At 60.0% G+C, this 19,335-nt stretch carries 15 protein-coding genes and 3 pseudogenes; 9 read left to right on the plus strand and 9 right to left on the minus strand.

Features of this window, described 5'->3' with window-relative positions; all coding sequences use genetic code 11:
* Positions 1-295: 295 nt before the first annotated feature.
* Positions 296-1,585 (minus strand): annotated as a pseudogene (locus HAP41_RS08050) (IS256 family transposase).
* Positions 1,586-1,961: 376 nt separating this feature from the next.
* On the opposite strand from HAP41_RS08050, the gene HAP41_RS08055 reads away from it, so the two are divergent.
* The 4 genes from HAP41_RS08055 (at position 1,962) to HAP41_RS08070 (ending at position 4,237) form a co-directional block, all read left to right on the plus strand.
* Complete coding sequence (locus HAP41_RS08055; protein WP_224580919.1) at positions 1,962-2,246, plus strand: hypothetical protein; 285 nt, start codon at positions 1,962-1,964, stop codon at positions 2,244-2,246.
* Positions 2,247-2,324: 78 nt separating this feature from the next.
* Entirely contained in the window at positions 2,325-3,170 is an 846-nt protein-coding gene (locus HAP41_RS08060; protein WP_224580918.1) for a DPP IV N-terminal domain-containing protein, read from the plus strand.
* A 214-nt stretch (positions 3,171-3,384) separates the two neighbouring features.
* Positions 3,385-3,969: a prolyl oligopeptidase family serine peptidase gene (locus tag HAP41_RS08065; protein ID WP_248577187.1), complete on the plus strand. Its 585-nt coding sequence runs from the start codon at positions 3,385-3,387 to the stop codon at positions 3,967-3,969.
* On the plus strand, positions 3,899-4,237 hold the full coding sequence (locus tag HAP41_RS08070) for a prolyl oligopeptidase family serine peptidase (RefSeq protein WP_248577227.1): 339 nt from the start codon (positions 3,899-3,901) through the stop codon (positions 4,235-4,237). Before HAP41_RS08065 ends, HAP41_RS08070 begins: the two co-directional genes overlap by 71 nt.
* Positions 4,238-4,874: 637 nt before the next feature.
* Here HAP41_RS08070 and HAP41_RS08075 read toward each other — a convergent pair.
* Positions 4,875-5,945 (minus strand): cytochrome-c peroxidase, encoded by a 1,071-nt coding sequence (locus tag HAP41_RS08075; RefSeq protein WP_166103738.1) that lies wholly within the window; start codon positions 5,943-5,945, stop codon positions 4,875-4,877.
* A 1,716-nt stretch (positions 5,946-7,661) separates the two neighbouring features.
* On the minus strand, positions 7,662-7,931 hold the full coding sequence (locus HAP41_RS08080; protein WP_175618158.1) for a hypothetical protein: 270 nt from the start codon (positions 7,929-7,931) through the stop codon (positions 7,662-7,664).
* An 886-nt stretch (positions 7,932-8,817) separates the two neighbouring features.
* On the opposite strand from HAP41_RS08080, the gene HAP41_RS08085 reads away from it, so the two are divergent.
* Positions 8,818-10,437 carry a hypothetical protein gene (locus HAP41_RS08085; RefSeq protein WP_166103732.1) on the plus strand — a complete coding sequence of 540 codons (1,620 nt, stop codon included), beginning with the start codon at positions 8,818-8,820 and terminating at the stop codon, positions 10,435-10,437.
* 164 nt (positions 10,438-10,601) lie between these two features.
* Here HAP41_RS08085 and HAP41_RS08090 read toward each other — a convergent pair.
* The 6 genes and pseudogenes from HAP41_RS08090 to HAP41_RS08115 all read right to left on the minus strand — a co-directional run.
* Positions 10,602-11,864, minus strand: a pseudogene (locus HAP41_RS08090) (IS5 family transposase); the annotation flags it as partial.
* 42 nt (positions 11,865-11,906) lie between these two features.
* On the minus strand, positions 11,907-12,509 hold the full coding sequence (locus tag HAP41_RS08095) for a plasmid pRiA4b ORF-3 family protein (protein ID WP_166055583.1): 603 nt from the start codon (positions 12,507-12,509) through the stop codon (positions 11,907-11,909).
* Positions 12,506-14,071, minus strand: a complete 1,566-nt coding sequence (gene tnpC, locus HAP41_RS08100; RefSeq protein ID WP_166055670.1) for an IS66 family transposase — start codon at positions 14,069-14,071, stop codon at positions 12,506-12,508. Before tnpC ends, HAP41_RS08095 begins: the two co-directional genes overlap by 4 nt.
* Positions 14,072-14,122: 51 nt before the next feature.
* Positions 14,123-14,476 (minus strand): IS66 family insertion sequence element accessory protein TnpB, encoded by a 354-nt coding sequence (gene tnpB, locus HAP41_RS08105; RefSeq protein ID WP_166065968.1) that lies wholly within the window; start codon positions 14,474-14,476, stop codon positions 14,123-14,125.
* Positions 14,470-14,892 carry an IS66-like element accessory protein TnpA gene (gene tnpA, locus HAP41_RS08110; protein WP_166055731.1) on the minus strand — a complete coding sequence of 141 codons (423 nt, stop codon included), beginning with the start codon at positions 14,890-14,892 and terminating at the stop codon, positions 14,470-14,472. Before tnpA ends, tnpB begins: the two co-directional genes overlap by 7 nt.
* 285 nt (positions 14,893-15,177) lie before the next feature.
* Positions 15,178-15,357: pseudogene (locus tag HAP41_RS08115) on the minus strand (IS3 family transposase); the annotation flags it as partial.
* 426 nt (positions 15,358-15,783) lie between these two features.
* On the opposite strand from HAP41_RS08115, the gene HAP41_RS08120 reads away from it, so the two are divergent.
* The 4 genes from HAP41_RS08120 (at position 15,784) to istB (ending at position 19,309) form a co-directional block, all read left to right on the plus strand.
* Positions 15,784-15,954, plus strand: a complete 171-nt coding sequence (locus tag HAP41_RS08120) for a hypothetical protein (RefSeq protein ID WP_206706209.1) — start codon at positions 15,784-15,786, stop codon at positions 15,952-15,954.
* Positions 15,944-16,861: a recombinase family protein gene (locus tag HAP41_RS08125; RefSeq protein ID WP_224580917.1), complete on the plus strand. Its 918-nt coding sequence runs from the start codon at positions 15,944-15,946 to the stop codon at positions 16,859-16,861. Before HAP41_RS08120 ends, HAP41_RS08125 begins: the two co-directional genes overlap by 11 nt.
* Positions 16,862-16,989: 128 nt before the next feature.
* Positions 16,990-18,531 carry an IS21 family transposase gene (gene istA, locus HAP41_RS08130; RefSeq protein ID WP_166063394.1) on the plus strand — a complete coding sequence of 514 codons (1,542 nt, stop codon included), beginning with the start codon at positions 16,990-16,992 and terminating at the stop codon, positions 18,529-18,531.
* A 16-nt stretch (positions 18,532-18,547) separates the two neighbouring features.
* A complete protein-coding gene (gene istB / locus HAP41_RS08135; protein WP_166063422.1) occupies positions 18,548-19,309 on the plus strand; it encodes an IS21-like element helper ATPase IstB in 762 nt (253 codons plus the stop codon).
* The last annotated feature ends 26 nt before the right edge of the window (positions 19,310-19,335 follow it).

Below are 19,335 nucleotides of genomic sequence, written 5' to 3' on the forward strand. Positions count from 1 at the left end.
CCGGCTCAAGGTGGGCAACGCCGACCTCTTCAGAAATTCAACAGAACCCGGGACATCCCCCTGGCCGACACTGCATGCGTTTTGTGCTCCTCAGACTGGCGCCTTGTTTCAACAATGACCGATCTTGTCGGGTGACGATATCGTAGTCAAAAGAACGCGGAGGTACACTACTCGTTGGCATAGAGTCTGCACGCGATAAGTGGCGTGGAGGGAACACCGTAACGTCGGTGCTGCAGCAATCACAGGCGGATCGCGTGTTGGAGCTATCGCCAAATTTTGGTGACGGCGCGGTCGGTCAGGCGGCGGCGGTTATGGGCTGACGGTCAGTCGGTTTGGCGATGACCTCGATCCCGTCGTTGAATGTCACACCGAGAACGAGTTTTGGCAACTGGTTGTGGCCATCGAGACGACGCCGGCTTTCCTGCGCGGCCTCAAGCAGTTTGAAGACCATCGCGAGCGCCGTTCTGTTGGACAGGCAGCCCTTTGATCGGATCGTGCGGTGGCGCACGGTAGCGAAGGTGCTTTCAATGGGATTGGTGCTCCGCAGGTGTTTCCAGTGTTCGGCCGGGAAGTCGTAGAACGCCAGTAGCGTGTCCCGATCCTTGCTCAGGCAGTCGGCCGCCTTCTCGTATTTGGGCGTATAGCTCTCGATGAAGGCGTCGAACGCCAGCTCGGCGGCGGCCTTGGTTTCGGCCATCCAGCTCTCCTGCAACGCGCGTTTGGCTTTAGGCTGCTGGCTCTTCGGCAAGTTGGCGATCACGTTGGCGGTCTTGTGTACCCAGCAGCGCTGCTCGCGCGTTTTCGGCCAGACCTCGCCGGCGGCCTTCCAGAACCCGAGCGCGCCGTCGGCGGTCGGCGATGGTGAGCCGCGGCGGCACGCCGAGCCCGCGCCGCTTCAGGTCGAGCAGCAGATCGCGCCAGTCCTGCGCGCTCTCGCGGGCGCCATCGGTGAAGCCGACCAGTTCCTTGCGGCCTTCCGGCGTCGCGCCGATCAGCACCAGGATGCACTGCTTTTCGTCTTCGAGGCGTGCTTGGAGATGGATGCCATCGGCCCAGATGTAGACGTAGCGCTTCGCCGACAGATCGCGCCTCTGCCACGCGGTGTGTTCGTCAAGCCAACCGTCCTTCAGACGGCCGATGGCGGATGCCGACAACCCGGCAGCATCCTTGCCGAGCAGCGCCGCCAGAGCCTCGGAGAAGTCGCCGGTGGAGATACCCTTCAGGTAAAGGATCGGCAGCAGCGTCTCGATCGATTTCGAGCGGCGCATGTAGGGCGGCAGGATCGACGGAGAGAACCGGATGCGGTCGGGATCGGTAGCCTCCGCCTCGCGATCGCGTACACGCGGCTGGCGGACGCCGACCGGACCGATACCGGTCATCACCTCGCGTTCCGGCAGGTGACCGTGGCGCACGAGCGCTGGTGGCCGTCCGCAGTCCTCAAATCGGCATGCTTGCCGAGAAAGTCCGCGACCTCGGCCTCGACCGCCTGGGCCAACAGAGCACGCGCCCCATTGCGCAAGATTTCGGTGAGTTGATCGTCGACGTTTCCTGGCTGAATCAACTTGATGATGTTATCTTTGGACACGGCATATCGCTCCTTCGGTGGAGAAGTGGAGGCGTCAAGCACCCCCACGATATGCCGCCTTCCCGATTCCCGCCGTCACCAACTTTCAGCGATAGCTCTGTTCGTGCGGCGATATGCGATGTGGTGGATTGTTTGAGGCGCTTGCAGCTCTGGCGAGCCGCCAATGTCCATCAGAACGCCGAACGGTTCTGTTCTTACCAAAGGCTAGTGCAGGCGTCACTAAAGAATCAAGGGCACGACAAAGGACAGCTGTGTCCACCGGAAATAGCATATCAATCGGGAAGTCACTCAGATTGACTTCAGCCTACAATTAGGAGCGGTGAATAAGAATGTACAATGTTCTTGCCGTAACGGTGGCGCTGTTGGCCCAGCAAGAATGCAAGGCAGCGCAGAGCTCCTGCCAGCGGACATCGTGAATGCGCCGCTTGCACAATCCGATTACAAGCGGGCGCTCAGAACGGAGGACCGCTATGCCCGTCTTACTGTCAATGTGCCTGACGTGCCGTTCTGGTTCGGCGAGGGCGACGCGCTCGTCTACCGCCGGACAACGCGAGGCAAGCAGCAGTTCACTCTCGTTGATGCCGGCATTGGGGTAAGGCAGCCGCCGTTTGATCAAGCGCCTCGCGACGGCACTGAACAGGGCGAGCCACAAGCACTATAGGCCAGAGAATCTTCCTTTCGACCATTTCGAGCTGGCCGACAAGGGTGCCAAGATTACCTTCAATATCGAGCATATGCGTTGGAGCTGCGATCTTGTCAGCGATGCCTGCACAGGTGCTGCAATGCAACCGGGCGACAGCCAGCGGAGCCCTATGACGACACGCCACTGGCAGAGAACGATCCCGACAGGACAAGCGCCTCGCCTGACGGAAAATGGCTGGCCTACATTCGAAACTATAACCTCTACCTGCGCAGCCAGGATGGCTTGCAGGACATCCAGTTGACCTGGGACGGGTCCCAAGCCGACTATTATGCTCTCTTCACGCTAAGCTGGTCTCCGGCCTCAACGCACCTGGCTGCCTACCGAGTCCGTCCGGGTCTCCAGCGGGAGGTCCATTACCTCGAATCCTCGCCGGCGGACCAGCTCGAACCCAAGCATTCCACGATGACGTATCCTAAGCCGGGCGATGCCATCACACTACTCCAGCCCGTGCTGTTTGACGTCGCGAGCCGACGCGCGATTGCAATCGATAACGCCGCATTCCAAAATCCGTACAGTCTTTCGGCGGTCCAGTGGTGGAAAGACGGTCGGGGATTCACCTTCGAGTTTAATCAGCGTGGGCACCAGCTCTATCGTCTGATAGAGGTCGACGCCGCCACAGGTCAAGTGCGCTCGCTGATTGATGAGGTGAGCAAGACATTCGTCGACTTCCAGCCATTGGTGATGGACCAGGTGAATACTGGAAAAACGTTCCGCTACGACATCGATGATGGGAAGGAGATCATCTGGACCTCGGAGCGCGATGGTAACGAGCATCTCGATTTATTCAATGGCAGGACAGGCGAGCTCCAAAACCAGATCACCAGAGGTGATTGGGTGGTCCGCGCGGTGTATCATATTGATCCGATCAAGCATCAGATCTAGTTTGGCGCGAGCGGAATGCACCCCGGCGGCGATCCCTATTTCGTCCATGCCTATCGCATTGACTTTGATGGGAAGGGACTCACGGCCTCACACCTGAGCCGGCAAATCATCACATCGAATTCTCGCCTAACGGTCGCTACTATGTCGACCTTTGGTCTCGCATTGATGTTCCGCCCCGCATGGTGCTGTACCGCGCAGTGATAATATCGAATTGATGCAGGTTGAGAGCGCCGAGATTGCCGAGCTCATCGCCGCTGGCTGGCAGCCACCCGTCAGTTTCAACGCCAAGGGGCGCGACGGCGAGACGGACATATGGGGCGTCATTCATCTGCCCGTTGATTTCGATCGAAACAAAAGATACCGCGTGGTGGAGCATATCTATGCAGGTCCGACAGGTTCCTTTGTTCCCAAATCCTTCTCGGCATCGTTTGAGCCGCTCACGCAGCTCGGCTTTATCGTTGTTCAGATCGATGGCATGGGTACGAATCATCGCTCGCGCGCGTCCCATGATGTTGCTTGGAAAAATCTGAAAGACGCGGGCCTTCCCGACCGGATCCTATGGTACAAGGCGGCGAGCGCGAAGTATTCTTGGTACGATGTCGCCAGCGTCGGCATTTTTGGCGGGGCCGCTGGCGGGCAGAACGCGGCTAGCGCGTTGCTTTTCCCTCCCGATTTCTACAAGGTGCGCGGTCGCAAACAGTGGCTGCTGCGACAACCGGCTGGACAAGATCTGGTGGAACGAACAGTGGATGGGCTGGCCGGTCGGGATCGAATATTCGCAGTCCTCCGCCATCGATAATGCCCACAGGTTAGAGGGCAAGCTGCTGCTCATTGTCGGCGAAATGGACCGCAATGTTGATCCGTCCGCCACCTTCCAGCTTGCAGATCGGCTCATTAAGGCGGGAAAATACTTCGACATGCTTTATGTGCCCGGTGCATCATGGAGTTCCCGGCCGTTATGCGCAGCTCAAGCTCTTGCTTTTCTTCGTCCGCAACATTCTCGAGCAAGCACCGCCGAACTGGAACGCCAGCTCAATCGAGCGGCCGAAGAGCAAGTCAGGCCATGATGGCTGAAGACCTATCGCGAGTCCGTCTAACAGCGCTATACCCGGCAATACCTGCTTCAATCCGGATCGGCGCGCGGCACCTTTCTGACACCGACGATCGAGGACGGATTGACGAGGGCCGCATCAGTTGCGCTCCCCAATCAGGAGCGCGAAGGCCGCTCGCGCGACGGCGAGCATCGCGAAGCTGCGCGACATCGTGCTTGGTCCTCGCGACAAATAACAGTCGAAAGGAACTGACGGGCGAGCTGTTCGCGACCCGGATCGTGTGCACCATAATCGGAGCAAAATCCGTCTTGTCGGCCTTGTATCAAACTGCAAGTTCGGTCACGATCAGCGATCGATGACGTTTCACCCATCGTCGGAACGATCGCCTGAAGCGCTTTGACGATCTGGTCACTCGCGCTTGCCAGGTCAGGCGAGGGGGGCTGATGGAAGGAGAGATATAAGAGCTCACGGCACGCTCGGGCAATGTTTGCTTCTATGGCAAAGCCGATGGCACCCGCAGGAACTCGGAGCCGGATTGCTTTTTGCTGTCCAGAGTGTGAGCGAGCTCCAGCTTGAGACCGTGCCTTTTCACTTCGCCGCAGCGAACCGCATTCCTGCGCGACAAACGCCTGGTTCTGCTGCGGTGATGGCTCTATTTGTGCACGGAGGGCTTAGGCGTTGTGTCGGTACGCGTGGGCAATATCGGATAATCGATCTTAGGCAGCTGCCCGGTGAGTGAATTCAGAAATGCCACGATGTCATCTTTTTCTGTATCGCTAAGCTTCGCGCCGAGTTGACTCTCACTCATTACGCCAACCGCTTCTTTGAGGCTCCAAACCTGGCCGGAATGAAAGTAGGGGGGCCGTAATGCGACGTTGCGCAACGGCGCAGAGCGGAAAACATACTCGTCGCTGGGCATCTTGGTGACGGCGAAACGGCCCTTGTCGTTTCTCGGCAGTAGGCTTGCGGCGGGCCGCTCCACCGCACCGAAAGCGAAGTAATCCTGCCCACCGACGTTGATACCATTGTGGCAAGACGAGCATCCCTTTTCGATAAACAGCTTTAATCCCGCTTTCTGCCGATCGCTAAGGGCATACGCATCACCCTCGAGGTACTGATCAAAAGGGGCGGCGGGCGTGATCAAGGTGGCCTCGAAAGCCTCGATGGCCTTGGCGAAATTTTCAAAGGTAACCGGCGTTGCATCGCTGGGGAACGCCTTGCTGAACATAACGATATACTCGGCCATTGAATTCAATGTGTCGACCACGTGAACGGGCGTCGCATTCATTTCGACGCTAGCCTGGACGGGACCTTCGGCCTGCGCTTTGAGGTCTGCCGCTCGACCATCCCAGAACTGCGCCACATTGAAGACGGCGTTGTAGACTGTTGGTGCGCGACGTGAACCCAGCTGCCAGCGATGCCCAACCGATGTCGGGCCAGCATCCACTCCGCCGGTTCCAAGGTTATGACATGTATTGCAGCTAATGACCTCGCTCGCAGATAACCTCGGATCGAAGAACAGAGTCTTGCCGAGTGTGACCTTTTCGTGGGTGATGGGGTTGTCCTTGACCGCGGGAACGATTGAGGGGATCGGCCTGAAAATCCGCCTCGCGGCGCTCATCAAATCATTATCGGCGCCTGCCGCCGACGAAGCCAGGACCCCCGCGGCCAAGACATATAGCGTGCCCACCATGTAAAGCTCGCGTACCGCTGATTTCCTCATACTAAGCCTCACTCTCGTCGTCTTTGCCGGTATTTCGAACATCGGGGTGGGGCATGCGTGCCTGCTCGTCTCGCCCGGCTCGTGTTGCGGCTAGACTGCATACCAGGACTCATCCGCCGTCGTCGGAGTAGCAACCGCCGTGCCAGGGGAGCTTAAGGTCTAAGCCGCTGATCGGTCCAAGCAATTGCAGACTAGCAATAGCAGAAGGCCGAATCGGGCGCCCGTCACAGACCAACAACGACTAGCCCCGACCAAAGGAGTTCTGGTCTACGCTTCGAACCTGTGTGCTCAGGTCGTGCGCTGTCGGTCCGGCGTTCTTCGACCGTGCAGGTTTCAAGACATTGGTCAGACGCCGAACAAAACGAGCAGCTTTGACGCAATCGGGCGATCGATTCGATGGATCCGCTGTGCCCTTGCGACGCCTTCAATAATACGCTGCGCTATCAACGGTGGGCCGCGATCATCGGCCGACATCAATGGCGTTTTCGTGCGCGCTGCCGCGTGGAGTGCGCATTACTCGCTCACGTCAAGCTATAAATATTCCAGCCAAGAACGTTGTGACAGTGGCTTCGACGATCAAAGTGCTTGAATCGACCGCAGCGTCAGGTTGTAGGTGTGGGCCTTGCTAAGGAGGATCGGACGCCTTTGCAGAACGGAACATTAGTAAGGAACATAACATCGCGAATGTCCCAAGACCCAGAACGGGCTGCGGGATCCGCAAATGCAGCCAATCTCTATTGTTCTGTGGCCCGCAACAATTCTATTGCGCGTGGTGCAACAATGACTCGCAAGTGTTGCAAGCCGGGTCCACAATAGCAGGACCGCTGCTACCGTTGCAGTGGCCTTTTCCATATGTTGCGCGTGGCGCAAAGAACGATAGTGAAGGATATGCAGCTTAGGGAGTTCTTGTTGAATCGGGAGCCACTAACGAGTTGGGCTTACCGGGCGCTTCGCTATCTAGCCGGCCTTGCAGCGATTGCGATTGCGGCCACGTGGTGTACAGGGAACGCCCGCGCTCGGGATCTGAGGTCAGAGGAGGTATTGACGTCTTGCAGACCAGATGTGATGCGCTTCTGTGATCACTTCACAGGACGTGGAGATATAGACGCGGCCATGTTTTGTCTGAAGGACAATTTCAAAAGCTTGCGTATCGAATGTCGCCGAGTGATGCCCATCGCGGCGAAGAGAAGCGGAAGATCGAAACCAAGCGTCAACAGCCAGCTGATCGTCCCGCATCGGGAATGATGCCGCCGGCGCGGCAATTTTGCAATATCAACCACAGTGACGTGCCAGAATTGATAGGGCGCCGGAGCTTTCGCCACGCTGGTTCTCGAAAGTCAATCGGGCTAAAAGCGTCGCCTAGCTGGTTGCATCTGATCTTCCAGCGGGTACGTGCGCGCTACGACGCCATAGGCGTCGCTAGGCAATCAAAGCGCAAGCATGTGCGAGGTTTTAATGTGATCTAAAGACGGTAATTGCGGTGCTGTTGCGCTCGTTATCAGCGCTGCAGTCAATTCGGCGGCGTGCGAGGCCGCAGTAAATAAGCCATCGGTTCGCACCAACTGGTCCGGGGGATCTATCGGCTTGCATGTTTGGGTTAGGGTCGCGCGGTTCAACCCATGGCGGTCTTCAACTCAGAGCGCTCCGCGCTCGCCCTTCCCGTCAGCTTCGAAGGGGCTTCTCGAGCACGAGCAGCCGTTCATATCAGCTACCAATCTACATTTCGAAGCGGTCGGTTGATGCCATTGCGGCGCTCTCGATGGGCGCTTCAGTGGAGGCGATTTTGGTCGAGTTAATTTCAGAGCATAAAGTCAAGGGAATTGCGACCTGCAAGAGCCGCTTAAAGTCAGAAAGTTGTTCAAGCAGACGCTTCTCAACGACCTCGCGCTCCGCACCGGGCAGCTCCGTTTCGAGCAACCTACGACAGCGCCAGATCTCGTTCCGTATCCACCTGAGCTCACTTAATCGATCGTCAATCGAAATCATCACGGATGTTCACCTGGCATTGGAGTATTAAGTGCACCGTCTGCAGTGCGCAGCCGCTCCATGGCCCCACATTCACGCCGATTGATTGCGTCTGAGAACTTGCGGCTTGCTGCCATTCCCCGGCAAAATGTGGTGAGCGATTCAACGTATGCAAGGTTCTTATCAATCGCATATCATCTTACGACGTGCGTGGGACTAGAATTTGCAGCAGATTGCTGCGTTTTCCGGCGTTGAATCGTGTAGGTTGCATTATTCCTGCGTTCCATCTGTGTCCATAGAAGATTTAACAGTGAGGGGCGGCGCTTACCCCATCATGGGATTCGCATAGGGGTGATGTTTTCTCGCAAAGGGAATAAGATGAGCACCCGCAACTCGATCGAGTAAGCGGCACGCGCCGAGCTCGAGCTGCGAGCAGATCGTAAAATGGCATTTAAAATAGTGTTGAACGAGAGAAGATCGGCGGCTGACGCCGTCCGCGTCGCAATGCCGATTTAGCAGCTTGAATCTAGCGTTGCGTCAGGTTGTAACCTCGCAGAGGCGTAAAGACAAAGGCGCGCTTGGCAGGCGTCTACGATTTATTGGCGATAATGATCGGGCAGGATGGCTCACTATTTGCCGATGTTCTCGCTTGGGCGACGGGCAGGAAAATCGGCTGCATCCTCGGCGGGACGACGCCGTTCTGTTATTGTCGATCGGGGTGGAAAGAACGAAGTCGCGATATTGCGTGAGACGATAGAACGTCGCAGCGACAGCGAGCTGAGTGAAGAGCCGGGAGCTTGCAAGGAGATGCTCCAATTGCATAGGTGGCATTGCCAGCCAGAGGCGATGATCGGTCACATTGAGCGCGTGGCCGCACGGTGCGCCGTGGTGAAAGCTCGGAGGTCGTATGTCCGCTGAAGCTAACCTGACGACGGCGCTAAGCGAAATTGATCGTGCTCGTGACATCGTTGAATTCTCAACCGTAGTGGTCGCGCGCGACAAGCAGCTCCGCAAGGCAGACCAACTGGTGTTTCTGCAGAAAGCGGCCGTTGAGTTTCAATCTAGATTCCTGCCAAGCTTCGAGGACAGCATCCGTGCCGAAAGATCGTGGGGCTATGCCACGACGTGCAACGCGGTGAGTCGAAAAGCCGGAGGTCAGCCGGGGCGGGACGCTTGCGAAAAGATCGCTTCTCGCGTGTCGCAGATTGACCATGCTCTGATGGCGAAAATCGGAATCAGGGCGCTATCTATCTTTGCAGCGTCATTCGGCCGGCACTCCAGAAGCTCGGAATGTCACTATGGAGCGATCCGAATAGCTAGGCTTTGTCGCGAGGAAAGCAGGTCGCTTCAAGAGCTGAACAATCTGAGCCTGGCAGCGCTGATAAACGGTTTCAGCAAATGGCCAGAAGAGGCCGACTGTCGCCAGGCCGCCGTCGCAATCGCGGGTGAGGTTATTCGCCGTGCGAACCGCCACCACCAGCTCTCTGACTTTACACAGCAAGGGTTGGTGAGTCTGGTCAACGGTTTCAGCAAATGGCCGGAAGAAGTGACCTCGCGCCAAGCTGCGGCCGCGCTGGCACTTGAAATCGTGCGCCGTCCCGGTCGGCTCCGCGCTTTTGCGCAGCAGGGATTGGCCATCCTGGTGAACGGTTTCAGCAAGTGGCCAGATGAGCGGCCCTACGGTCAAGTTACAGTCGCGATCGCGGGTGAAGTCCTCGGACGTGCCGCCCGGTTTCGTGAGTTTAGCGAGCAGGATCTGGCGAATTTGGTGAATGGCTTCAGTAAATGGCCAGATGACGCGGTCTCTGGTCAGGCGACAGTCGCGATCGCAAGTGAACTCCTGCGCCGTGCCACCCAGCTTCCTCATTATACCCAACAAGGGCTGGCGAACCTGGTGAACGGATTTTGCAAATGGCCGGAAGATGCGGTCTGTCGTAAGGCTACAGTCGCGATCGCTGGGGAGGTTCTTCGCCGTGCTGCGCAACTCCGCGATCTTACGCAGCAGGGGTTGGCAAACCTGGTGAACGGTTTTAGCAAGTGGCCGGAGGAGCTGGCCGTTCGCCGCGCCGCGGTCGCACTCGCTCGTGAGGTCTTGCGCCGTGCTACCCAGTTAGACGATTTTTCGCAGCAGGGGCTGGCGAATCTAGTGAACGGCTTCAGCAATTGGCCGGAGGAGCTGCCGTGCGCTCAAGTGACCGTTATGCTCGCGGGCGAGGTGCTTCGCCGCACCGAGCGCGGGACCGGGCTCTCAGATTTCTCTGCCCAGGACCTCAGGGGGATAGTGATCGGTTTCAACAGATGGCCGCGAGAGAGCGCCGCTCGCCAAGCCACGATCGCAGTCATCAATGAGGTCCTTGGCCGCGGTATCCGGCTCTTTGACTTTACCAAGCCGGATTCGGAGAATCTGCTGGATGGCTTCAGTAAATGGCCGCAAGACGCTGCCCGCCACGAGGCGATAGCGGAGATCATCAGGCAGCTGAAACTTACGCAAACTGGAGCAGCGCAGCTCCGTACTGAGGAGAAGTAGTCCCAGCAGCCGAGGTAATCGAGCAAAGAAATCTCCCGGTTGCGCTGTTCAATGCGTATCATGCAGCGACTCCGCGACACAACGAATCGACGCGGCGAGCTCCTAATGATGTGATCGGGAGCGTCACATCACACAGAAGTGAGTAAACAATCAGAAGTCGTCCGTTAAGAATCCGAATTGAGCGGGATGGGACATGTGAACGTGCGCCATATCCGGATCAGGAACAGGTCCAAGAAATCTCTCAGCCAGGCGAGGATGCGGCGGAAGTTGTGGCCTACGGCGGAGAGGACGACGTTGGCGGCGTCTCCTGCGCGGCCTTTGAGGTAGCAGCGCCCGAGGTGACCTTCGGCCTTCAGGTGTCCGATGATGGGCTCGATGGCGGATCGGCGGCGCAACTCGCGCTTGATGATCCCGAAGACGCCGCGCTTCTGGCCGGAGATGAAGACGCGACGTGGATTTTGAGCGTCGTGGCCGCGATACCCCTTGTCGACATAGGCCCGCTCGATCGGACAGCCGGTGAGTGCCTCGGTGCGGTCGATGACGTCGCGCAGGGTGTGACCGTCATACGGATTATCGGGCAGCGCCCTGACGTGTAGCACGAACAGACCGCCGGGAGCTCGGCGGTTGTTGGTGACGATGGAAGCCTTGACGCCGAACTCGTACGGCGCGGAGGCCTTGCCCTTGCCGATGCACTCCACCTCCGGGGCATGGAAAGAATAAAGCTTCCAGCCGCGTTGGCGCTGCTGCTGCGAGCGGATCTGGCTGGCCCGGCCAAGCGGAAGGGCGAACGCCTCCTCCAGGGCTGGCTGGCCGTCGATCTTGCGGCGGATATCGCGGATGATCCGGCCGAGCCTTGAGCGCAGGATACGCAACTGCCGCTGATGCCGCCTGAATTGTTTGGCATGGGCGTAGCGGCCCGCCATCATCGCGGCGGCCTTGGCGATCCGAGAATAGGACTGCCGCAGCCTGACGCCGTGCCTTCTCGCCAGGCGATTGAGCCCCTTGATGGCCGCATGCAGCAGCTTGGCGTCGGTCGGAAAGGTGATGGCCTTTGGCTGCACCGTGGTATCGACCGTGACCCGCTTGAGGTCCTGGCCGCGTAACGCGCCGGCCTCGTGCGCCACCCGCAGGCTCTCGGCCAGCAGCAGTTCCAGCTTGTCGCCGAGCCGCTTGCGCCAATGGCTCAGGTCCGATCGCTCGTGCGGGAAGGCGTGCTGGAAGAACTCTTCGCCGGTGAAGTACTGGAAATACGGGTCGTGGACCCAGCGCTCGCAAATCCCCTCATCGGACAGCCCGTAAATCTGCTTGAGCAACAGCAGCCCGATCATGAAGCGGGTCTCGATCCCCGGCCGGCCGTTCTCGCTGTAGAGCGGCGCGATCTCGCCGTCGATCCAGTCCCAATCGATCTTGCCGGCCAACAGAACCAGCGTAAGCGTAGCTCTGCGGCCCTTTTGAATGGCGCTTGACGCCTATTTTGTTCGCGTGGCGCGTCGCCGCGGCTTCCTTGTGTCGGACAACGCGTTGACGGCGGCTTCGAGTGCCTTCCGGTCGACGACGTTGGGATCGAACCGCTCCGGGCCCCAGAGGCGCATGTGTCCGTGCTCGGGATGGGCGGGGTCGCTGATGGCGGCGAGGTATTCGGCATAGCCTGGCGCACCGCCGACGTCTTCCGGAGGACAACGACCGGCGGCCTCGAGCAGGAAGGGAAGCCCCTCCGTCGTGGTGTTCTCGAACCATTTTTCGAGCTTGATCACATGGTCCCAGCTGTCGCCGAAGTCATAGAGATAGTGGATCGTCTTGGCGCCGGTCTCGCGAACGATATCGCACAGCCGCGCTTTGCGGGCATCCATGGGCTGGTGACCGTAATCATTGTCGGGGTCGGGAATCCCCCAATGTGCCTCACCAGCAAAGAACTCGAAGAGGTGACTGTTCGTCCAGCCGAATGCCTCCTGAAGCGTCAGATGCAGCCGATCAAGGCGCAGGGTGACGGGTACGACAAGGCGACGCATCACCTCCGGCTTCACATCCTTGAGGGTCACCTTGATCCGGACCGCGGTCGTGTTCAGGCTCATGCCGCCAGCCTCGGATCGCGTGTATGCATCGTATAGGTCGACGCCCAGGGAAGCAGTTCGTCCAGTCGCGCTGCAGGCCAACCATTGACGAGCTTGGCGAGAACGTCAGCGAGCCAGTGCTCGGCACTGACGCCATTGAGCTTACAGGTCTCAATGAGCGAAGCCAGCAATGCCCAATTCCCGGCGCCTTCGTCGCAACCGGCAAAAAGAGAGTTCTTGGCGTTGAGCTTGATCGGTCGCATCGCACGCTCGACAGCATTCGTGTCCATTTCGATGCGCCCATCATCAAGATAGAGCGTCAGGCCGTCCCAATGACGTAGTGCATAGCGCAAAGCCTTCGCCGTGTCGCTCTTCTGCGCAAGGTGATCGAGCTTGGCCTCAAACCACTGCTTCAAGGCTGCAACCAGAGGCCGGGTATGCGCTTGTCGGCCAGCACGGCGCTCGTCCGCAGATCGGCCGCGGAGGGCCTTCTCGACCGCGTAAAGCTGGGCGATGCGCTCAAGAGCCTCGCGGGCAACCGGAGCTGGCGCAGGCGCAGCCTCCCGCTCGATCTTCACAAACTGGCGCCGCAGATGCGACCAGCAGAAGGCGAGCGTCCCGGACAGGGCGTCCGCACGCGTCTCTCGGGTCATGGTCTTGTAAGCCTGATAGCCGTCGCAGTGGATGATGCCGCGATAGCCCTCCAGCAGCCGCAAGCCATGAACGGCGCCGCGGCCCGGTGCATAGGCATAGACTACCCCAGGCGGATCAGGTCCGGCCCAAGGCCTGTCATCGCGTGACAGCGCCCAGAAGTAGCCGGTTTTTGTTCTGCCGCGCCCCGGATCCAGCACCGGCGCCGGGGTCTCATCGACACAGAGCTTCGAGGAGGCGAGCAGAAGCTGGCGCAGACGATGCCACACGGGCTTCAATTCCTGGGCGGCATAGCCGACCCAGAAGGCGAGCGTGGAACGATCCAGCGCTATTCCGTGCGTCGCCAGCATCTGCGCCTGGCGGTAAAGCGGCAAATGCCAGTGATACTTGGCATCGATCACATGCGCGACCAGCCGCTCGGTGGGCAATCCTCCCCTGATCAATCGCTCGGGAGCCGCGTGCTGCAGGACGACGCCATGACAGGCGCGGCAGGCCAGCTTGGGACGGCGGGTGATGATGACGCGATACTGCGCCGGAACGACGTCGAGCCTCTGGCTCTCATCCTGACCAATCTCGAAGAGGTTGCCCTTACAAGACGGGCAGCAGCTCTCGGCCGGCATCATAGTCTCGATGACGCGCGGCAAATGCTCCGGCAGCTGACCACGGTTGGCTCTGCGCGCGGCAGCTCTCTTCTCGCCTGTTTTGGGATTGGCACGATTCTCGGCGGCTTCGAGAGCCGCAACGGCCTGATCGATATCCTCCAGAACAAGCTGCAGCTGATCAGCGTCCAGCTTTTCCGAGGACCGACCGAACTGCGCATCTTTCGCAAGCTTGAGCAACCGCTCGAGCCGGGCGCAGCGATCCAGCAGAGCCGCGGCAAAGGCACGCAACTCGGCTGGATCGCTCGGTAGCTCATCAGGCAAATCACTCATTGGCCCGAGCTTGCCATGCTTCGCGTCACGATGCAGCGATGATTTGCATTTTTACGCAAGCGCTTTCGGCTGCGGGATCCGAGGCGCGTGCATGCGCGTCCAATCCATGCCGGCCAGCAGTGCTGACAGCTGGGCCCCATTCATCCGCATCACACCGGCCACGATGGGTGGCCATTTGAAGCCGCTGCCATCGAGCCGCTTCCAGTACATCACAAGGCCGCTGCCATCCCAGACGACGATCTTCACCCGATCGGCGCGCTTCGCACGGAACACCACCGCCACGCCCTTCATCGGGTCATGGCCCAGCGTATCCTTCGCCAGCAGCGCCAAGCCCTCTGCACCCTTCCTGAAGTCCACAGGTTGCGTCGCCACGTAGATCATGAGGCTCGCCGGCATCGTCAGCATGAACGTGTCCGTCGCAGCGCAATGAACACATCGCTCAACGCAGCAAGGCCAGGCGCCCCGCGCACCTCCACGCGCGCGCCCTGGAACTCAACCGTAACAATGGCTGCTTCCGGCGAACCGGAGGGCTCTGCGGCCGCAGGCAACGCTAATTCCGACACCACCGGCACGAACGACAGCGTGTCCGCCGACGCCGGCAATACCAACTGGCCCAAACGCGCCCGGCGCCGCCAATCATGCACCTGCTGGGGCCGGCAGCCATGGCGACGAGCGACGTCTGTTACAACCGCCCCCGGTTCGAGGCTTTCCGCCGCAATCTGCGCCTTCAAATCATCCGGCCAGCGCTTTCGACCTGCGCCAGCGAACACTTCAATACGCGGTGACAACGGTCGTCTTATGTCGTCAGAATGGTCGTCCATTGTGAGCACCCTTCCAGAAGATGACTCTTCTAACGGTGCTCTCAAGACTCCGCACAAACAATCAGACGGGCCTCGGCGCTACGCTTACGGATCAACGACGAGCACCGGAGCCGCATCTCAGGCCTTATCATCGAGCCCGCCAGCATCTCGAACACAGATCCGGCGGCAAGGTTCCTCGACAAGACGGTGATGCTCGGCCCGGCTTTGACGGTGGTCTGCGCCCGCAGAAGGCGATCGAATGAACTGCGTGACTAACGACTCTGGGTCTGACCTTGCCCCCAAGTTTTATCCAGTCCTGAGTTCGCCCCGGCTGTTGGATTTGCCCGGTTGGACGGTGGCAGCGGCGGGAGCCGGCGCGGAGCCCTCGGCATAGCGCAGCGCCGGCTCCCGGCGCGGGTGGCAGGTGAAGGCGAACTCGGACGGCGTCTTCCATCCGAGCTGCGAGTGTGGTCGTGCCTCGTTGTACAACGAGGTTTGAGAACGCCCACAGGACCGCTCTTCGCGTGGTTCTTTATCGATATCATCCTTGGTTTGGTTGCCGAGTTTGCGTTCATGGGGCCGTCGACAAGGCTGGCGATGTCGCCTTCCGCTGCACACTGGATGGATCGCAAGCAGATCGTTGGCTGGAGGTTCCAGCATGGATGTTCGACCGGACGGCATGCCCTGAGGCGGAGCTTTTGGCAGCTCGGCCATTTGTCAGCATAACCGCACTTGCAGCGCTTTCTGCGCTTCTCGATCTGGTGTTGATGGATCGAACGCCATCAGCTGCCCTGCTTTCTAGCGCATCCAGAGCCTCTCACGACCAGAATCGGGGAGAGACCCATGTCACGGCAGACGGCAATGCCAGGGAGCGGATACCGACACAATCGACAACCGCGGCCGCAGCAACAGATGGATCTGTTCGGGAGCGGCCTGCCGAACGGCGCCATCCGCGCGCCAGCATGGCCGGAGTTGCCGGCGGAAGCCCGGGCGGCCCTCACAAGCCTGATGACGCAGTTGATCCTCGACCATGCTGCGATGACAGCGACGCCGCCCGCGAAGGGGGTCGATCATGATCTCTGACAAGGTCAGGCCTCATCATCTGGAGCGTAAGGCGATTCTTTACGTGCGCCAATCCTCAGCACATCAGGTGTTGCACAATCGCGAGAGCAGCGCATTGCAATACGCCATGCGGGACCGGCTGACGGCACTCGGGTGGTCAGAGATCGAAGTGATCGATGATGATCTCGGTCGTTCAGCCGCCGGCGGCGTGCAACGCGCCGGTTTCGAGCGAATGGTAGCGGAGGTTTGCCTCGGTAAGGTTGGTGCGGTTTGCGCCCGCGAGGTCTCGCGCTTCGCCCGCAACAGCCGGGATTGGCAGCAACTCATCGAGATGTGCCGCGTGGTCGATACCGTTCTGGTCGATCAGGAGACGATCTATGCACCGAGGCACGGCAACGATCGCCTGCTACTCGGGCTCAAGGGCAGCCTCAACGAGTACGAACTGGATTTGTTGCGCCAACGCTCGCTCTCGGCCCGCTACGAGAAGGCGCGCCGGGGCGAGTTGGTTGTGGCGGCGCCCGTCGGTTTCGTGAAGGCCGGCGACCGTTATGAGAAAGATCCGGATCGGCGTGTCCAGGAAGCGATCAAGCTGGTGTTCGACAAGGTCGAGGAACTGGGCAGCGCGCGACAGGCGCTCTGCTGGCTCCACGAGTACAATCTCGATCTACCAGTGAAGCAGTCCAACGGCGACACAGCCTGGCGGCGACCGAGTTACTCCGCCATCCACCGGATCATTGAGAACCCGGTCTACGGCGGCGCCTATGCCTATGGTAAGACGGCTGTGGCGGCGGGATACAGCGCCGGGGGCGTGAGCGTGAAGATCCGCCGCAAGACGCGGAACGAATGGCTGGCGCTGATGCCCAACACCCACGACGGGTATGTGTGCATGTTTCGCGGGATCGTGAGCACGGATTTCAGGGGATCGTGAGCAGAGATTTCAGACGATCGTGAGCACGGATTTCGCGGGATCGTGAGCAGCTTTTCAGCAACTCAGCCCGCTTCGGCCGACAACTCAACCGGCTTAGGAACTGCCTCGTCAGTGAACGAGGAAGGCCGATGCCCACCCAGAGATTGTCGATGCGCCGGATCAAAGAGGTTCTCCGCTTAAAACATGTTCAAGGCTTGCCGGAGCGAGCCATCGCGCGCACCTTGGGCATCAGCAACGGCGCCGTGCACAGCTATCTACGCCGAGCCGGGGCTGCCGGGCTGAAGTGGCCGTTGCCGGCCGGAATGAGCGACGAGGACCTGGAGCTGCTGCTTTTCCCGGCGCCGAGGCCTGCGTCGCAGAGCCCCCAGCGGGCCGTTCCCGACTGGGGCTATGTCGACAAGGAGCTGCGCCGACGCAACGTGACCCGTCGGCTGCTGTGGGACGAGTATCGCGCCACCCATCCCGATGGCTTCGGCTACACCTGGTTCTGCACGACGTACGAGGCCTGGAAGGGGCGAGCCCGGCCTTCGATGCGGCAGACGCATCTGGGCGGCGAGAAGGTTTTCGTGGATTTCGCCGGCGACACCATCGACGTCATCGATCCCTCAAACGGGGAAGTGCAGTCGATGAAGCTGTTCGTCGCGGCGATGGGCGCCTCCAACTATACCTATGCCGAGGCCTGTCCAAGCGAGGGGCTCGCCGACTGGATCCGGGTCCACATCAATCTTTTCGCCTTCCTCGGCGGCGTGCCGACATTCGTAGTCTGCGACAATCTCAAGGCCGCCGTCACCAATCCCGACCGCCACGATCCCGGCCTCAACCGAACCTATGCCGAGATGGCGAGCCATTACGGCACGGCCATTCTCGCAGCCCGGCCGCGGCGCCCAAAAGATAAGGCAAAGGTCGAAGTTGCGGTGCAAGTCGCCCAGCGATGGATTCTGGCGCGGCTGCGCAACCAACGCTTCTTTTCGTTGGCGGAGCTGAACGCAGCCATCAAAACACTCGTCGTCGAACTCAATGCAAGGCAGATGCGCGACTTTGGCGCCAGTCGCGCCGAACTGTTCGCCGAGCTCGACAAGCCCAAGCTTACAAAGCTGCCGGACCAGGCTTACGCTTTCGCACGCTGGAAGCGATGCCGGATCGGCCCCGACTATCATATCGAGATCGATGGACACTGGTATTCCGCGCCGTATCGGCTCATCCGTGAGCTTGTCGACGCACGCATCGATGACAGAACGGTCGAGATCTTCCACAACGGCCGCAGGATCGCCAGCCACGCCCGCGCGCCCAACCGGCGGGGCCACACCACCATCGCCGACCATATGCCCAGCGCCCATCGGCGCTACGGTCAATGGACGCCCGCCGGAGTGATCGTCGCCGGCGAGCGGATCGGTCCGTCGACCGCCGCCTTCTTCCAGGCCGTGATCGCGGCCCGGCCGCATCCCGAGCAAGGCTTTCGCACCTGCCTCGGCATTCTGTCACTGGTCAAAAGCTACAGCGCGGAGCGCGTCGAAGCGGCCTGCCGGCGCGGCATTCTGATCAAGGCGCGATCCGTCGCCTCGATCCGCTCCATCCTCCAGAACGGTCTGGATCGTACCTTTCTCGACGAGCCCTCCGAACACCAACCCCTGCGCCACGGCAACATCCGCGGCCGCGATTATTTTCACTGAAGCCAAGGAGACCTGTATGCTCAACCATCCCACCCACGAACGCCTGATCGAGCTCGGCTTGAGCGGCATGGCCAAGGCCTTCGAGGAGCAGCGACGATCGCCTGATCTCGAAGCCTTGCCGTTCGAAGATCGCATCGGCCTGCTGGTCGACCGGGAAGCGGCGGAACGCGACACCAGGCGGCTCACCACGCGCCTCAAGCTGGCCTCGCTCCGCCAGAATGCCTGCGTGGAGGACGTCGATTTGCGCACGCCGCGGGGTATCGACCGGGCCGTCTTCGCCAAGCTCGCCAGCGGCGACTGGATCGATCGCCACGAGAATTTGCTCATAACCGGGGCGACCGGATTGGGCAAAAGTTGGTTAGCCTGTGCCCTCGGCCACAAGGCCTGCCGAGATAATCGCTCGGTCCTCTATCACCGCGTCCCAAGATTGTTCGAAGCGTTGGGGCTCGCGCGGGGCGATGGACGTTATGCCCGCTTGCTCAAAACCCTTGGCCGCGCCCAGGTTCTGATTTTGGATGATTGGGGATTGTCGGTGCTCACCGCTGCCGAGCGGCGCGATCTACTGGAAATCCTTGACGATCGCCATGGCCGCTCCTCCACCATCGTAACCAGCCAACTCCCTGTGGACACATGGCACGAAGTTATCGGAGATCCCACGCTAGGCGACGCGATTCTGGATCGCCTCGTCCACAACGCTCACCGCCTCCAGCTTGCTGGCGAAAGCATGCGAAAACGCAACGCCAAAACCATCACCCTTGACGAGCAGCCAGAACGCTGACCCTATCACCGCCTCGGCCGGAGCGA

The sequence above is a fragment of the Bradyrhizobium barranii subsp. apii genome, from assembly GCF_011516635.5.
Lineage (GTDB): Bacteria > Pseudomonadota > Alphaproteobacteria > Rhizobiales > Xanthobacteraceae > Bradyrhizobium > Bradyrhizobium barranii.

What these genes read in the sequence shown, in the direction of transcription:
- HAP41_RS08095 (WP_166055583.1), bottom strand. Translation starts at nt 12,509, where the DNA reads ATGAGCCTGAACACGACCGCGGTCCGGATCAAGGTGACCCTCAAGGAT.
- istA (WP_166063394.1), top strand. Translation starts at nt 16,990, where the DNA reads ATGCCCACCCAGAGATTGTCGATGCGCCGGATCAAAGAGGTTCTCCGC.
- HAP41_RS08085 (WP_166103732.1), top strand. Translation starts at nt 8,818, where the DNA reads ATGTCCGCTGAAGCTAACCTGACGACGGCGCTAAGCGAAATTGATCGT.
- tnpC (WP_166055670.1), bottom strand. Translation starts at nt 14,071, where the DNA reads ATGAGTGATTTGCCTGATGAGCTACCGAGCGATCCAGCCGAGTTGCGT.
- istB (WP_166063422.1), top strand. Translation starts at nt 18,548, where the DNA reads ATGCTCAACCATCCCACCCACGAACGCCTGATCGAGCTCGGCTTGAGC.
- HAP41_RS08065 (WP_248577187.1), top strand. Translation starts at nt 3,385, where the DNA reads ATGCAGGTTGAGAGCGCCGAGATTGCCGAGCTCATCGCCGCTGGCTGG.
- tnpB (WP_166065968.1), bottom strand. Translation starts at nt 14,476, where the DNA reads ATGCTGACGATGCCGGCGAGCCTCATGATCTACGTGGCGACGCAACCT.
- HAP41_RS08075 (WP_166103738.1), bottom strand. Translation starts at nt 5,945, where the DNA reads ATGAGGAAATCAGCGGTACGCGAGCTTTACATGGTGGGCACGCTATAT.
- HAP41_RS08080 (WP_175618158.1), bottom strand. Translation starts at nt 7,931, where the DNA reads ATGATTTCGATTGACGATCGATTAAGTGAGCTCAGGTGGATACGGAAC.
- HAP41_RS08055 (WP_224580919.1), top strand. Translation starts at nt 1,962, where the DNA reads ATGCAAGGCAGCGCAGAGCTCCTGCCAGCGGACATCGTGAATGCGCCG.
- tnpA (WP_166055731.1), bottom strand. Translation starts at nt 14,892, where the DNA reads ATGGACGACCATTCTGACGACATAAGACGACCGTTGTCACCGCGTATT.
- HAP41_RS08120 (WP_206706209.1), top strand. Translation starts at nt 15,784, where the DNA reads ATGGATCTGTTCGGGAGCGGCCTGCCGAACGGCGCCATCCGCGCGCCA.
- HAP41_RS08125 (WP_224580917.1), top strand. Translation starts at nt 15,944, where the DNA reads ATGATCTCTGACAAGGTCAGGCCTCATCATCTGGAGCGTAAGGCGATT.